Source organism: Streptomyces mesophilus (assembly GCF_040300965.1).
Taxonomy (GTDB): domain Bacteria; phylum Actinomycetota; class Actinomycetes; order Streptomycetales; family Streptomycetaceae; genus Streptomyces; species Streptomyces mesophilus_A.
Genome location: NZ_JBEPEW010000180.1, coordinates 1 through 14,564, shown reverse-complemented (window position 1 = coordinate 14,564; position 14,564 = coordinate 1). Strand labels below are relative to the sequence as shown.

Annotated in this window: 12 protein-coding genes; 5 read left to right on the top strand and 7 right to left on the bottom strand. The window is 72.0% G+C overall.

Annotated elements, in window-relative coordinates:
- Positions 1-222: 222 nt before the first annotated feature.
- On the top strand, positions 223-1,239 hold the full coding sequence (locus tag ABT367_RS36680) for an SDR family oxidoreductase (protein WP_352257674.1): 1,017 nt from the start codon (positions 223-225) through the stop codon (positions 1,237-1,239).
- A gap of 271 nt (positions 1,240-1,510) precedes the next feature.
- Here the strand turns inward: ABT367_RS36680 and ABT367_RS36675 are convergent, their stop codons facing one another.
- From ABT367_RS36675 to ABT367_RS36665, 3 genes are all read right to left on the bottom strand, one after another.
- The gene (locus tag ABT367_RS36675) at positions 1,511-2,470 is read right to left on the bottom strand and encodes an LLM class F420-dependent oxidoreductase (protein ID WP_352257672.1); all 960 of its coding nucleotides are present in this window, start codon (positions 2,468-2,470) and stop codon (positions 1,511-1,513) included.
- A gap of 59 nt (positions 2,471-2,529) precedes the next feature.
- Complete coding sequence (locus tag ABT367_RS36670) at positions 2,530-3,639, bottom strand: Vms1/Ankzf1 family peptidyl-tRNA hydrolase (protein ID WP_352257670.1); 1,110 nt, start codon at positions 3,637-3,639, stop codon at positions 2,530-2,532.
- Positions 3,640-3,777: 138 nt separating this feature from the next.
- A complete protein-coding gene (locus ABT367_RS36665; RefSeq protein WP_352257668.1) occupies positions 3,778-4,785 on the bottom strand; it encodes a Ppx/GppA phosphatase family protein in 1,008 nt (335 codons plus the stop codon).
- Positions 4,786-4,937: 152 nt separating this feature from the next.
- On the opposite strand from ABT367_RS36665, the gene ABT367_RS36660 reads away from it, so the two are divergent.
- Positions 4,938-5,120, top strand: a complete 183-nt coding sequence (locus ABT367_RS36660; protein WP_352257666.1) for a hypothetical protein — start codon at positions 4,938-4,940, stop codon at positions 5,118-5,120.
- A 163-nt stretch (positions 5,121-5,283) separates the two neighbouring features.
- A complete protein-coding gene (locus ABT367_RS36655) occupies positions 5,284-7,134 on the top strand; it encodes a thiamine pyrophosphate-requiring protein (protein ID WP_352257664.1) in 1,851 nt (616 codons plus the stop codon).
- Between the two features lie 24 nt (positions 7,135-7,158).
- On the opposite strand, the gene ABT367_RS36650 is transcribed toward ABT367_RS36655, so the two are convergent.
- Positions 7,159-8,142 (bottom strand): helix-turn-helix transcriptional regulator, encoded by a 984-nt coding sequence (locus ABT367_RS36650; protein WP_352257662.1) that lies wholly within the window; start codon positions 8,140-8,142, stop codon positions 7,159-7,161.
- A gap of 183 nt (positions 8,143-8,325) precedes the next feature.
- On the opposite strand from ABT367_RS36650, the gene ABT367_RS36645 reads away from it, so the two are divergent.
- Positions 8,326-9,738 carry an aminopeptidase P family protein gene (locus ABT367_RS36645; protein WP_352257660.1) on the top strand — a complete coding sequence of 471 codons (1,413 nt, stop codon included), beginning with the start codon at positions 8,326-8,328 and terminating at the stop codon, positions 9,736-9,738.
- 62 nt (positions 9,739-9,800) lie between these two features.
- On the opposite strand, the gene ABT367_RS36640 is transcribed toward ABT367_RS36645, so the two are convergent.
- On the bottom strand, positions 9,801-10,991 hold the full coding sequence (locus tag ABT367_RS36640; protein WP_352257658.1) for an MFS transporter: 1,191 nt from the start codon (positions 10,989-10,991) through the stop codon (positions 9,801-9,803).
- Positions 10,992-11,073: 82 nt separating this feature from the next.
- On the opposite strand from ABT367_RS36640, the gene ABT367_RS36635 reads away from it, so the two are divergent.
- Complete coding sequence (locus ABT367_RS36635) at positions 11,074-12,504, top strand: PLP-dependent aminotransferase family protein (protein ID WP_352257656.1); 1,431 nt, start codon at positions 11,074-11,076, stop codon at positions 12,502-12,504.
- A gap of 203 nt (positions 12,505-12,707) precedes the next feature.
- Here ABT367_RS36635 and ABT367_RS36630 read toward each other — a convergent pair whose 3' ends face one another.
- Complete coding sequence (locus ABT367_RS36630) at positions 12,708-14,123, bottom strand: FAD-binding oxidoreductase (RefSeq protein ID WP_352257654.1); 1,416 nt, start codon at positions 14,121-14,123, stop codon at positions 12,708-12,710.
- Between the two features lie 110 nt (positions 14,124-14,233).
- Positions 14,234-14,564: response regulator transcription factor (locus tag ABT367_RS36625; protein WP_352257652.1), on the bottom strand; the 331-nt coding region annotated here is incomplete at its 5' end.

Below are 14,564 nucleotides of genomic sequence, written 5' to 3'. Positions count from 1 at the left end.
CCGCCGCTCTCCCGTTGTGGGGTTTGGGGCGGGGGGGGGGTTACCCGGGGGGGCGGGCGGCGGGCAAATGGTTGGGGGGGGGCGGCCGGGGCCCCGGCGAGGGACGGCGGCGCTTGCGGCCGCAACCCGGTCCCTTCAGCACGTGGCGGCCGCTCGGAGCGATCGCTGGCGCGCACTCCCGCGCGCGCGGTCGGGCAGGCGACAGCTGAGGCGGGATGCGGAATGAAGACGTTGCACCGGCGCAGGACCGTGGTCGTGACCGGAGCGAGCGCCGGAGTGGGACGGGCCGTCGCGCGCGCCTTCGGCGCCCGGGGCGACCGGGTCGCGCTGATCGCGCGCGGACGCGCGGGGCTCGCGGCGGTGGCCGAGGAGATACACGAGGCCGGCGGCAAGGCGCTGCCCGTCCCCGCGGACGTCTCAGACGCCAAAGCGCTCGAGGCGGCGGCCGAGCGGATCGAGGACGCGTTCGGACCGGTCGACATCTGGGTGAACAACGCCTTCGCCGGCATCTTCGCGCCCTTCCCCGAGATCACCCCCGAGGAATTCCGCCGCGTCACCGAAGTCACGTATCTGGGCTGTGTGTTCGGCACCCGTGCCGCCCTGCGCCGGATGCTGCCGCGTGACCACGGCACGATCGTGCAGGTCGGTTCGGCCCTCGCGTACCGGGGGATCCCCTTGCAGTCGGCGTACTGCGGAGCCAAGCACGCCATCCAGGGGTTCAACGAGTCGCTGCGCTGCGAACTTCTGCACCACGGCAGCCATGTGCGCACCACGATGGTGCAGCTGCCCGCGGTCAACACCCCGCAGTTCGACTGGGTGATCAGCCGTATGCCCGGCCGCTCGCGCCCCGTCGCGCCCGTGTACCAGCCGGAGACCGCCGCGCGTGCCGTCGTACACGCGGCGGCGCACCCGCGGCGGCGCGAGTACTGGACCGGTGGTTCCACGGCGGCGACTCTGATCGTCAACGCCGTGGTCCCCGGCCTGCTCGACCGCTACCTCGCGCGCACCGCGTACGCCGCGCAGCACGAGGAGGAGGGCGGCTACACGTTCGGCAATCTGTGGTCGCCGGCCGACGGGCCCGGAGGGCCCGACGCCGGAGCGCACGGGCGCTTCGACGAGGAGGCGAGGAGCAGGAGCGCACAGGCCTGGTTCTCGCGGCAGCGGAACCGGCTGGCCGTGGCGGCGGCGGTCGGGGCGCTGGTGGCCGCCGGCCGCAGGGCCGCGTCCGTCAGGCCCTGAGGATGCGCCTCTCGATGCATCCGGGCCGACGCCCCCTCGCCGTCGTCGATGCCGTCGCTCTGTGCGGCTGCCATGCCGACCAGGCCCTGCGCCCAGGCGTCGCTCATCCCGTACCGCGTCATCGTCGCCTTGTAGCTCTCGGCGGCTGCCGCGGACCGACGTCCTGACGGCGGGGGAGCGTGGTCTGCTCGCCGAACTGCTCGACCGGATCGCCGCAGCCGGCTGAGGGCCTGGTCCACAAGGCGGACCCTCAGCCGGCTGCGGCCACGGATCACCCTCCCTGCAGCTGCGGCAGCACCTTCGTCCGGTAGAAGTCGAAGAACCCCCGCTGATCCGGCCCGATCTGATTCACGTACACCCGGTCGAAGCCCGCCTCCGCGAAGGCCGACAAGCCGGCGACATGCGCGTCCACGTCGTCGCCGCAGACCATCGCGTCCGCCACCTGCTCCTCGGTGATCAGCGGTTCCAGCTGTTCGAAGTGGCGGGGCGAGGGAAGGATCTGGCCCATCTCGCCGGGCAGCAGCTGGTTCGCCCACAGGCGTCGCACGGTGCGTACGGCCTCGTCGCGGTCCGCTCCGTAACAGACCTTCAGACCGCCGCTGACGGGCTTCGAGCCGCCCCCGCCCTTGCGGAACCGGGTCACGAGCGCCGGATCGGGCGTCATCGTGATGTAGCCGTCACCCACGCGTGAGGCCAGGGACGTGGCCTTGGAGCCGAACCCGGAGATGTCGATCGGCACGGGTTCGTCGGGCACGGTGTACAGGCGGGCGTTCTCCACGGTGTAGTGCTTGCCGTAGTGGTTGATCTCCTCGCCGGTGAACAGCTGCCGCATCACCTGGACCGCCTCTTCCAGCATGTCGAGACGGACATGCGTGGGCGGCCAACGGGTGCCGAGAATATGCTCGTTGAGCGCCTCGCCGGAGCCGACACCGAGGCGGAACCGGCCGCCCGTCATCACCGCGCTCGTCGCCGCGGCCTGCGCGACCACCGCCGGATGAATCCGCAGCGTCGGACAGGTCACCGCGGTACCGATCGGCAGCGAGACGGCCTCCGCGAGCGCACCGATCACCGACCAGACGAACGGGCTCTGGCCCTGCGCCGAGTTCCACGGATGGAAGTGGTCGGAGATCCACAGGGACTCGAACCCCGCCTGCTCGGCCATCCGCGCCTGCTCGACGAGCTCCGCGGGTCCGAACTCCTCGGTCGCCAGGAAGTAGCCGTACTCGGCCATGTCTCACCTCCGGGTGGATGACAGCCGGGTACCTTCCGCCCGGTCCGGGAAACCTGTGGTCAGGCCCACCGCAGCAGCGCGCCGAGCCCGCCCGCCGGGCCGTTCGGCGCCGGCACCGCGAGCGCCTCGGCCCCGGTCGCCGCGGCCGAGCGCAGGAGCGCGTCGTCGGCGCGGGCCGGCTCGGGCCGGCGTTCGCCCAGATACGGCACATCGGAGCGGCGCACGGCCAGCTGGTCGGGGTCGGGCCCCACCCAGACGGTGCGATGGAGATCCGGTCCGGTGGGCTCCAACAGAAGCTCGGCGATGCGGTGTTCACGCGCGGCTTCGACGAGCGCGGGCACTCCCTCGGCGGCCGCCTGCGGACCGCCGTGCCGGCCCCGGCCGGCCTCGAAGCGCTCCAGGTCCGCGGCGACACGGCCCTGTTCGTACGCGGCCATGGCGCGCTGTACGTCCTCGTCGAGCAGCCGCGTGTCCGCACCGGCCGCACGTCCGCCGTGCCCGGACTCGACGGCCCGCTCGCGCAGCTGCTGCGGCAGCGCGTCGTACACGGCGCGCCGTTCACGCTCACCGCCGACGAGGATCACCAGGTCGGCACGGGTCTCCTCGTGGTGGGCGGCGAGCGCCTGCGCGGTCAGGCCCGCGTTCTCCTTCCAGGTGTTCTCGACCTTCGTCTGGAAGTGCCGTTCGGACCAGTCGCCCGTCGGGGTGCGGTGCAGCGGCCAGTCCTGGCCCGCGATCTCCCCGCTGAAGCGCGCGCCGGACGGGCCGCGCAGTTCGAAGTCGGCGCCCTTGCGGTCGATGTACGCGACCAGGCAGACCAGGTCCTCGCCGTTGAGCTCGACCAGCGGCGCGACCCGGGGCAGTACACCCCAGTGGACCTGATCGCCGGCCGGCGGCGAAAGGAGCGGCGGGTCGAGGACGACCTCCCCTCCGGTGGCGAAGATCGCCCGCCCGGCGGCTGTGTGCTGGTCTCCCAGCGCTTCGACGGCCGCCCCTACGGCGCGGCAGGTGGGCTCGTCCGCACCCTGCGCCGCCAGGGTGCGGACCGCTGCCTGGGCTTCGACGCGGCGGTCGTTCGCGGTGGACTCCGTATGGCGCGAGGTGTCGGCGTACACCGAGGCCCAGGGGCCCGGACGCGCGAACAGCGGGTTCAGATAAGCGAGATCCATGTCGTGCTCCAAGAGAGGGTGTGAGGGATCGCCCTCAGCGGTCCTCGCCGGGTACCCAGCCGCAGCACGGTGACACGATCATTTTCGCGCGCCGGGCCACCTCGCCGACGCGCGCCTCGGCTCGGCAGCACGCCCCGTTCAGCTCGGCAGCGCCACCCTCAACTCGGCCGGTCGCGGCACGGCTTCCTCGAGTTCCAGGTCCGACGGGGCCGGCCACCACCCGGCCCCGTCCTCCATCTGCCGCAGCAGGATCCCTTCCCGTACGGCCCAGGGGGAGATCGTCACCGTCGAGATCCCGGTCAGCTCCATCACCGTGTGGGCGACCAGCGCTCCCGCGAGCGACTGTTTGGCGCGCGCGGCCGAGATGCCGCGCAGCTTTGCGCGGCCCGAAGCCGGCAGGGAAGCCAGCCGCTTGACCGCGACGGCAAGGTCGTCCCGGCTCAACTCCCGTGGAGTGAAGGGGCCATGGCGGCCGGGTGGCGCCCCGCACAGCCGGGCCAGCTGCTGGAACGTACGGGACGCGGCGACGCTCGTGCGCGGCGACTCCCAGCGCACCCGGGCGGCCACATCGCGCAGCTGATGGCGCACGGCGCGGCGCATCGCCCGCAGGGCCTTCTTCGGGGGCGGATCGTCCGAGTTGTTGCAGTACTCGCGGGTCAGCCGTCCCGCCCCCAGCGGCAGCGACACCGCGAACTCGGGCAACCGGCCACGCCCCACGGCCACTTCGAGGGAGCCGCCCCCGATGTCGAGCATCGCAAGCGGCCCCGCCCGCCAGCCCATCCACCGGCGGGCGCCCAGGAAGGTCAGCTCCGCCTCGACCTCGCCCGGCAGCACATGCAGCCGTATCCCGGTCTCCTGCCCCACGGCCTGCAGCACCTCGTCCCGGTTGGGCGCGTCGCGCACCACCGCTGTTGCGAAGGCGAACGGCTCGGGCGCGCCCCAGCGTTCGCTCTGTTCCCGCACCGATGCCACTGCCTCGGTCAGTGCCGCCAGCGCGGTGGGCGGCAACTCCCTGCTCTCTCCCAGCTGTTCGGCCAGGCGCAGCCGCACCTTGGCCGTGTGCACCGGCAGCGGTGCACCGCCCTCCACGTCCGCGACCATCAGCCGCACCGTGTTGGACCCCACGTCGATCACCCCGGTTCGCATGCGCAGGCGAGTACCCCGAAAGGCGGTGAATATGCCGGTGTGTGAGGCGCGCGCCGCAGGGTAACCGGCGACGACGTCCCCCACGAAAGGCTTGAGGTCATGGCCGAGGCCCCCAACCGCGGCGGCGGCCCCGGCTCGCCCGGAAGGCCACCGTGCGGATCCGCCGCCACCCGCACTCCGCCCTCGGCGACGCCCCTGACCAGCAGCTCACGGAGCGGGCCGGGATCGGCGCCGATATCCTGGACACAGGATGCTGCGGCCTCGCCGGGAACTCCGGCTTCGAGCACGGCCGGCACGACCAGCGCGTCGTCCGACGCCGCCCGCGCATTACCTGACGCTGCCCGCACGCCGACTGCCGCCGCCTGTACGGCGCCCGCGGTCACGACGCTCGCGCCCGGCAGCGCCGGCGCCCTCGCCGGCCACCGCCTCGCACGCGGGCGCACCTCGGACCGTCACTGACCTCGCAGACCCCGCCCTCTCCTCACGAAAGGTTCCGCCGTGTCCACCAAGGTCTCCGACCACATCCTCCAGCGACTGCGCGCCTGGGACGTCGAGCATGTCTTCGCCTACCCGGGAGACGGCATCAACGGACTGCTCGCCGCCTGGGGGCGCGCCGACAACCGGCCCGTGTTCATCCAGTCCCGGCACGAGGAGATGTCCGCGTTCGAAGCGGTCGGATACGCCAAGTTCACCGGCAAGGTCGGGGTGTGCGCGGCGACCTCGGGCCCCGGGGCCATCCATCTGCTCAACGGCCTCTACGACGCGAAGCTCGACCACGTGCCGGTCGTCGCGATCGTGGGGCAGACCAACCGGAGCGCGATGGGCGGCTCGTACCAGCAGGAAGTCGACCTCCTGAACCTCTTCAAGGACGTCGCAGGCGACTACTGCGAGATGATCACCGTCCCGCAGCAGCTGCCCAACGCCATCGACCGTGCGCTCCGCACCGCTCAGGCCAAACGCACGGTGACCGCGCTGATCGTCCCGGCCGATGTCCAGGAACTGGAGTACGAGGCGCCCGAGCACGCCTTCAAGATGGTCCCGTCCAGCCTGGGCATGCCGCACTTCGCGCCCGTACCCGCCGAGGGCGAACTGGCCGCGGCGGCCGAGATCCTCAACGCGGGCGAGAAGGTCGCCGTCCTCATCGGCCAGGGCGCGCGCGGCGCCCAGGACCAGGTGAAGGAGCTGGCGGACGTCCTTCAGGCCGGTGTGGCCAAGGCGCTGCTCGGCAAGGACGCGCTGCCCGACGATCTGCCGTACGTCACCGGCTCCATCGGACTGCTCGGCACCCGGCCCAGCTATGAGCTGATGCAGGACTGCGACACCCTGCTCGTGATCGGATCGAGCTTCCCGTACAGCCAGTTCCTGCCGGAGTTCGGGCAGGCGCGGGCCGTCCAGATCGACATCGACCCGTTCATGGTCGGACTGCGCTACCCCTTCGAGCTCAACCTGGTCGGTGACGCCCGCGCGACCCTCGACCGGCTGCTGCCGCTGCTCGAACGCAAGAAGCCCGGGAAGTGGCGCAAGAAGATCGAGAAGGACACGGCCCGCTGGTTGCAGGTGATGGAGCGGCGTGCCGCCGTGGAGGCCGACCCGGTCAACCCCGAGTACGTCGTGCACGCCCTCGACCACCTGCTGCCCGACGACGTGATCCTCGCCGCCGACTCGGGATCGGCCGCGAACTGGTACGCCCGCCACCTGAGGCTGCGCGGCTCGATGCGCGGCTCGCTCTCCGGCACCCTCGCGACCATGGGCTGCGGCGTCCCGTACGTGATCGGCGCCAAGTTCGCGCATCCGGACCGCCCGGCCATCGCCCTGGTCGGCGACGGTGCGATGCAGATGAACGGGCTCGCCGAACTCATCACCGTCGCCAAGTACTGGGAGCAGTGGAGCGACCCCCGGCTGATCGTCGCGGTCCTCAACAACCAGGATCTGAACCAGGTCACCTGGGAGATGCGTGCGATGACCGGCGCTCCGCAGTTCCTGCCCTCGCAGTCGCTGCCGGACGTCGCCTACGCGGACTTCGCGCGCTCGCTCGGCCTGTCCGGAGCCCGGATCGAGAAGGCCGCCGACGTGGAGGGCGCCTGGCAGCACGCGCTGGCCGCCGACCGCCCGTACGTCCTCGACTTCCGCACCGACCCCGCCGTACCGCCGATCCCGCCGCACGCGACGCTCGACCAGATCGAGGCGGCCGCCGTCTCGATCCTCAAGGGCGACAGCGACCGCACCGGGATGATCCGGCAGGGCTTCAAGGCCAAGGTCCAGGAGATGCTGCCGGGGACGCGGCACCGGGAGGGCAAGGAGAACAAGGGCAAGGACAAGGCCAACGACAAGGCCAACGACAAGGACTAGCACCAGGTCTGCGGCAATTCCTGGTCACAGCCACCCGTGGCGCTGCGCCTGCAACGCCATCTGGAAGCGGTTCGCCGCGCCCAGCTGCGCCATCAGGATCTGCAGACGGCGGAAGAGAGTGCGGCGGCTGATGCCGAGTTCGCGGGCGATGACCTCGTCACTCGCGCCGCTCGCGAGGAGCCAGAGCAGCCGGCGGTCTGCGGGCGGCAGACCGCCGGGGCGGGTGGTGCGGCCGTGGAACGGCAGGGCGTTGTGCCAGGACTGCTCGAACAGCGCCATCAGCGCCGAGAGCAGTCCGCACGGCTGCACCACCAGCATCGTGTTGTGCACATCGGCCTCTTTGATCGACAGCGAGACCAGCGCGTACGCCTCGTCGATGATCACGAGCTTGACCGGCACCGAGGGCAGCACCCGGGCCTGTTCGCCGGCCTTCACGCACGGCTCGATCACTTCCGTGAGATGACCTGGATGCTCGAGCGACGCCCGCGAGTAGACGACCCGCTGGGTCACCCCGCGCGCGAGCGTGGCCAGCGCGTCGTCGGTGGCGCCCGGCAGCGGGAAGTACGGCGGTGACTCGAACTGCCGGATCTGCGTCCGGGCGCTCGCCCAGGCCTGCCGGATCCGCGGCCCGATCGCGTCGCCGGTGACGACCTCGACGAGATCGTCGTTGTACGCCGCGAGCCGCTGCCGCCGGAAGGACTCGAAGGCGCCGCCGACGGCGATCCGCGACTCCTCGACCTCGGCGGCCCGGTGCCGCGCGAGGATCTCGAGACCCGCGCCCGGCGGCACCGGCGCCACCACGTCCGCACCCTGGGCGGCCGCGCTCGCCAGACCCGCGTCGACAAGACCGTCGTACGCACGGGTCAGCTCGCCGCCGTCCAGATCCGCTGCCCGTCCCACCTCGCCCAGCGGGGCCGGGGCGACATCGAGCAGCGCCAGATAGAGCCGGGCCGCCGCGTCGTCGAGCCCCAGGGAACGCAGAGCCCGGCCGAGTTTCGCGGGCGTCATACGCGCCGCTCCTTCGTCGTCATGGGCGGCGTTCGTTCGTCGTCATACGCAGCATTATCGACGGTACGGGACACGGCCTTGGCCGATCTGTGCCACTGGCACCACCGGGCACCATGCGCCCGGGACGCCGGTTACCTTCGCCGACGGAAGAGGACCAGTGCGGACGCAGAAAAGGTGGACGACGTGGCGAAGCGCCGGAAGAACGGTCTCTACACAGGGATCTCCGCGGAACTCTCCGCTCTGATGCGTACGGGGTGGGCGGACACCGAACGGCACGACCTGGAACCCGACGCGCAGGCTCCGTACGCCGCCCGCCGTCGCGCCGCGCTCTCCGCGCGCTTCCCCGGCGAGCGTCTGGTGATCCCGTCCGGGAACCTCAAGACCCGCTCGAACGACGACACTTACCCGTTCCGGCCCTACACGGGCTATGTGCACATGACCGGCGACCAGGCCCGCGACGGCGCCCTCGTCCTCGAACCCCGCGCGGACGGCGGCCACGACGCCTACTGCTATCAACTGCCGCGCGACGGACGGGACAACGACGAGTTCTGGATCGGGTACACCGCCGAACTGTGGATGGGCCGCCGCCGCTCACTCGCCGAGTCCGAGCGCGTACTCGGCCTGGCCTGCCGTGACGTCCGTACCGCGGCCGAGGACCTGGCCGCTTCCTCCGGCGTGCCGACCCGGATCGTCCGCGGGCTCGACCCGGCCCTCGAGGCTGCCGTCACCACCGACGAGGAGCGCGACGCGGACCTGGAGGAGGCGCTCAGCGAGCTCCGGCTCGTCAAGGACGCGTGGGAGATCGGCGAGATGCGCGCCGCCGTGGACTCCACGGTCCGCGGCTTCACCGATGTGGTCGGCGAACTGTCGACGGCGGTGGCCACGTCCGAGCGCTGGATCGAGGGCACCTTCTACCGCCGCGCCCGGCTCGAAGGCAACCACGTCGGGTACGGCTCGATCTGCGCCGCAGGCGAGCACGCCACGATCATGCACTGGACGGACAACGACGGCCCGGTGCGCCCGGGCGAGCTGCTCCTGCTCGACGCCGGGGTCGAGTCGCGCACCCTCTACACCGCCGACGTGACCCGCACCCTGCCGATCAGCGGCACGTTCACGCCGGCGCAGCGCAAGGTCTACGACGCGGTGTACGAGGCGCAGGAGGCCGGCTTCGCGGCGGTCAAGCCGGGCGCCGCCTACCGCGACTTCCACGAGGCGGCACAGCGCCATCTCGCGGCCCGGCTCGTCGAGTGGGGCTTCGTCGAGGGCCCGGCGGAGCGCGCGTACGAGCTCGGTCTGCAGCGTCGCTTCACGATGGCCGGCACCGGCCACATGCTCGGCCTCGACGTGCACGACTGCGCGCACGCCCGCAGCGAGGAGTACGTGGACGGGGTCCTGGAGCCCGGCATGGTGCTCACGGTCGAGCCCGGCCTGTACTTCCAGCCGGACGACCTCACCGTCCCCGAGGAGTGGCGCGGCATCGGCGTACGGATCGAGGACGATCTGCTCGTCACCGCCGACGGGCACGAGAACCTGTCGGCGGGTCTGCCGCGTTCGGCGGACGAAGTCGAGGCGTGGATGGCCGAGTTCGCGGGCTGAGCGGGCTGAGCGGTCCGAGCAGTAGGGTCCGGGGCGTGGGCCGCCCCGGACCTTCGCGGTATTCAGGGCCGCGACTTGTACTGCGGCCGCGGGGCAGGCTGGATGCGGGTGTCCCGTACTGCCGGTACCGCCGTCACCAGTACGACGACGGCCGTGAGCAGGAAGCCCACCTGATAGCCGGTGTGCCCGGCCATCAGGCCGAAGCCCGCCGCACCCGCGCCCATGCCGCCGTCGTAGACCAGGTTCCACAGTGCGCTCACCTTGCTGTACTCGGAGCGTTCCACCCGGGCGAGCAGCAGTGCGAGCGAGGCGCTCTGGGCCAGGCCGAAGCCGATGCCGAACAGCGCCATCCCGGCGAACAGGGCGAGCGGACTGCCCGCTCGGCAGAGCAGTGCCGTACCTGAGGCGGCGGTCACGACGGCCGGCAGGAGCAGTGCGGACGGGCTGCGCCGGTCGCCGAACCTGCCCGCCCACCAGCGGGCCAGTGGAGTGGCCACCGACTGGGCGAGCAGCGCCGCCGGAAGGAGACCTGCCGTCGCCGCCGGGACGGACAGCGGCAGGAAGGTCATGATGACGCCGGTGGCCAGGGTCACCGCGAAGAACACCGTCGAGGGCCCGGCGATGCCGCCGCCGGTGAGGGTGCCGAGGAGACCGCCGCGGCGTACCCCGCGCTCCGGTCTGGACGTGGGCACGCCGGTCACCGCGAACAGCGGGAGCAGTGCGAGCGCGGCGGCCGCGAGGAGCACCGGGGCGTAGCCGTACTTCTGACTGGCCCACAGGCCAAGGGGAAGCGCCGCGATCGACGGCACGCTGGACAGCATGCCGGAGAGTCCGAGCCCCTCGCCGCGGCGCGATTCGGGCACCAGGTGGGCGACGACCGCGGTGCCCGCGACCACCGCGATGCCGAGCCCGGCACCCCGAGCCAGACAGACCGCGAGCACCGTCTCCGCGCCGTCGACGACAAGCAGCGTGAGCGGCGGCAGGCCGAGCAGGCAGAGACCGAGTGTGAGCACGGCCCGATAGCCGCGGCGGGCGAGCATCCATGGCACCGCGAGCTCGGCGAGCACGGTGCCCAGCATCATCACACCGGTCGCGAGGCCCGCACCGCCGTCACCGGCGCCCGCTTCGGCGGCGTACAGCGGCATCACCGACAGGAGCAGATAGAAGGTGGACATGGCGCCGAAGTTGGCGAGCATCGCCATCACCAGAGGGCGGGTCAACAGGGGCTCACGCGGCTGGAGTTCGGTACTCATGGCGGGCTCCCGACGGCGGGTGGGTACGGCCTTGTGCTTTTGACGCTAGGGGCCGACCGGTCCGCTGCTAAGGTCCAATTCCATGCCCGTCGAGTGGACCGGTTCGCGCCCGCCGGAGCTTGTTCTGAGCCTCGACCGGGGCATCGGACACGAGCCTCTCGGCACCCAGTTGCAGTGCGAGCTGCGCGATGCGATACGCAGCGGACGCCTCGGCGCGGGTGAACGACTGCCCTCCTCGAGGGAGTTGGCGCGCACCCTCGGCGTCTCGCGCGGCCTCGTCATGGAGTGCTACGCCCAGTTGGAAGCCGAGGGCTATCTCAGCGCCCATCCCGGCTCGGCCACCCGGGTCGCGGCCCGCGCCACCACCCGTACCGAGCCCACAGCCTCCGTACGTCCTCCGGCCCTTGACGTCGACTTCCGCTCCGGCGTGCCCGAGCTGTCGAGTTTCCCGCTGCACGACTGGCTCCGCTCCCTCACCGAAGCCGGCCGCCGTGCCCCTGTCGCCGCGTCCGGCTACGGCGACGCCCGCGGAAACGCCGTACTGCGCGAAGTGCTCGCCGCGTATCTGCGCAGGGTGCGGGGCGCCGCGGCCGACCCCGAACACACCGTGATCTGCAGCGGTTTCGCCCAGGCCGCCAACCTCCTGTTCGCCGCCCTTGCCCGCGAAGGAATCAGGGAAGTCGCCCTCGAAGACCCCGGCGACCGCGACTGCGACGCCATCGCGTTGCGCAACGGCCTGCGGCCGGTCCCGGTCCCCGTCGACGGACAGGGCATCGACGTGACGGCCCTGCGGGCGAGCGGTGCGCGCGCAGTCGTCCTCACGCCCGCCCATCAGAGCCCCACCGGAGTGGTCCTCGCCCCGAACCGCCGTCAGGCGCTTGCCCGTTGGGCCGAGGCGGCCGACGCGCTGGTCATCGAGGACGACTACGACGCCGAGTTCCGCTACGACCGCCGCCCGGTCGGCTCCCTGCAGGGCCTGGTCCCCGACCGGGTCGCGTCGGTCGGCTCGGTCAGCAAATCCCTCGCCCCTGCCCTGCGCCTGGGCTGGATCCTCTGCCCACCGCGCCTGACGGCCGCCCTCGCCCACGACAAGTACCTCGCCGACCGCGGCTCCCCGGCCCTCGAACAGCTCGCGCTCGCCCGCCTCATCGAATCCGGACGCTACGACCGCCATCTGCGCCGCATGCGAACGGTGTACGCCACCCGCCACCAGGTTCTCGCCGAGGCCCTCGCCCGGCATGCACCCGGAGTCGAACTCACGGGACTGGCTGCGGGCTTCCACGCCGTCGCCCAACTGCCACCCGGCGTGGACGAACAGCACGTCGTCGCGGAAGCCCGGGCCCGCTCGGTAGGCCTGTACGGCATGAGCGGCCACCGCGCGGACGGTGCGACGGAACCCGCCCAGCTGGTGCTCGGTTTCGGCAATGTCACCGACGCCGCGATTCGCCGGGCGATCGGCACCATCGCGGACCTCCTGCAGCCCCCGGCCGCGGACCCGCCGCACTCCACGTGAGCCGTCGCCCCTCGCCCACCAGGTCGGGCCGACTCCCGAGGGGCCGGACCGAGGATGCTCAGCATGCCGTAGCGGAGGCCGAGCAGTACCCGGCTGGACCTGCTGGACCTGCTGGACCTGCTGGACCTGCTGGACCTGCTGGACCTGCTCATAGGCGAAGGGCCCGGGATGCGTTACACCCCGGGCCCTCCCTCTCCTCGTGATCAGGGCCGCGCCTCGAACGGCGGCCGCGGCGCCGGCTGGATGTTCTGGTTGAGCCGGAACAGGTTCTCCGGGTCGTACGCGGCCTTGATCCGGGCCAGCCGCGCATAGTTGTCCCGGTAGCTGGCCCGCACCCGCTCCTGGCCCTCGTCCATCATCATGTTCACGTACGCACCGCCCGCCGAGTACGGGTGCAGCGCCTCGAAGTAGTCCACGGTCCAGCGCTTGATCAGCTCGGCGTTGGCGGGATCGCGGTCGACGCCGGCGTACACCGAGGCCCAGGTCGACTCGCGATAGCTCCACGGAGTGTCCGCCGGAGCGTGGTCGTGGACGGCGCCGTCGATCGGGTACAGGTGCATCGTTGACTGCCCCGTCGGCAGGTCGGCACCGAACTTGGCGTGCAGCGCGACCGCCTCGTCCGGGATCCGGTCGACGAAGTCCGCTCGCCAGTACCACTGGTCGCCGGGCGGATACAGCCCGTCGAACGCCGACTGCAGCGCGGGGTGCGGCATCGGCGCGGGGCCGTGCAGCAGCGGTTCGGGCAGGACGTCGAGCAGCGGGGCCATCGCCCGGGCGGCCGCGTCGGCGTCGTCGCCGGCCCAGCACCACACGACGGCGGCCGTCTTGCGGCCCTGGATCGCCTCGGGGAACGGCGGGGCCGGCGGCACGGACCCGTACATGAAGAAGCCGTTCAGTTCGCGGGGCGCGGACGGCAGGAAGTCCCGGTAGGCGGCGAGGACTTCGGTGCCCAGCTCGACGGGCCAGAAGGTCGGGCCCGCGACGACGGTGCTCAGTTCGTGCAGCCGGAACAGGAACGACGTCACCACCCCGAAGTTGCCACCACCACCGCGGATCGCCCAGTACAGATCGCTGTTCTCGTCCGCACTCGCCCGCACGGCCTCACCGCTCGCGAGCACGACATCCGCCTCGAGCAGATTGTCGATGGTCAGGCCGTACTTGCGGCTCAGATGCCCGAGCCCGCCGCCCAGCGTGATGCCGCCGACGCCGGTCGTGGAGATGATGCCGCTCGGTGTGGCGAAGCCGTGCGCGTTGGTCGCGCGGTCCACCTCGCCCCATACGCAGCCGCCGCCGACGCGTACGGTGCGGGCCTCCGGGTCGACGCTGATGTCCTTGAGCGGGGAGAGGTCGAGGACCACCCCGTCGTCACAGGTGCCGAGCCCGGCGCCGTGGTGGCCACCGCCGCGCACGGCGAGAAGCAGCCGGTGGTCGCGGGCGAAGCCGATGACGCGGCGCACATCGTCGGTGTCCGTGCAGCTCGCGATGAGGGCGGGACGCATATCGATCATCGCGTTGTAGACGGCGCGCGCGTCGTCGTAGCCGGGGTCGTCGGGTCCGGTCAACGTCCCGTTCAGTGCGGCCAGTTCCTGTCGTGCGGCTTGCGCCGGTGTCTTCGGCATGTGATCCCCCGTGGTGCGGAACCCTGGCTGGGTCCGGTGCACACTTGTCTAGTACGGGGGTGGGGGCGCCGATATCCGTGAGGGTCACCCAGGTCGCGCCCGCCACCTGCCTATGTCAGCCCCAACTCACGTGCCCGCACAGTTGCTTCGCCCCGCGAAGGAGTCCCCAGCTTCTCCAGGACCGCCGAAACATGGTGGTCCACCGTCCGCACCGACACCACGAGCCGGTCCGCGATCTGCGGGTTCGTCAGACCCTCGACCATCAGCCGCAGCACCTGGAGCTGCCGCTCCGTGAGCCCCGCGGGATTCTCCCGGGTCGCCGCGAGCGGCCCGCGCGGGATGCGCCGCACGCCGAGCGTGCGCAGCTCCGCCCTGACCTGGCGGGCGAGCGGCTCGGCGCCCAGGGCGTCCAGGCGTGCGAGCGCCACCAGCTTGCCTTCG

Coding starts and splice junctions, on each gene's coding strand:
- ABT367_RS36680 (WP_352257674.1), top strand. CDS start 223: ATGAAGACGTTGCACCGGCGCAGGACCGTGGTCGTGACCGGAGCGAGC.
- ABT367_RS36675 (WP_352257672.1), bottom strand. CDS start 2,470: ATGGCCGAGTACGGCTACTTCCTGGCGACCGAGGAGTTCGGACCCGCG.
- ABT367_RS36670 (WP_352257670.1), bottom strand. CDS start 3,639: ATGGATCTCGCTTATCTGAACCCGCTGTTCGCGCGTCCGGGCCCCTGG.
- ABT367_RS36665 (WP_352257668.1), bottom strand. CDS start 4,785: ATGCGAACCGGGGTGATCGACGTGGGGTCCAACACGGTGCGGCTGATG.
- ABT367_RS36650 (WP_352257662.1), bottom strand. CDS start 8,142: ATGACGCCCGCGAAACTCGGCCGGGCTCTGCGTTCCCTGGGGCTCGAC.
- ABT367_RS36640 (WP_352257658.1), bottom strand. CDS start 10,991: ATGAGTACCGAACTCCAGCCGCGTGAGCCCCTGTTGACCCGCCCTCTG.
- ABT367_RS36635 (WP_352257656.1), top strand. CDS start 11,074: ATGCCCGTCGAGTGGACCGGTTCGCGCCCGCCGGAGCTTGTTCTGAGC.
- ABT367_RS36630 (WP_352257654.1), bottom strand. CDS start 14,123: ATGCCGAAGACACCGGCGCAAGCCGCACGACAGGAACTGGCCGCACTG.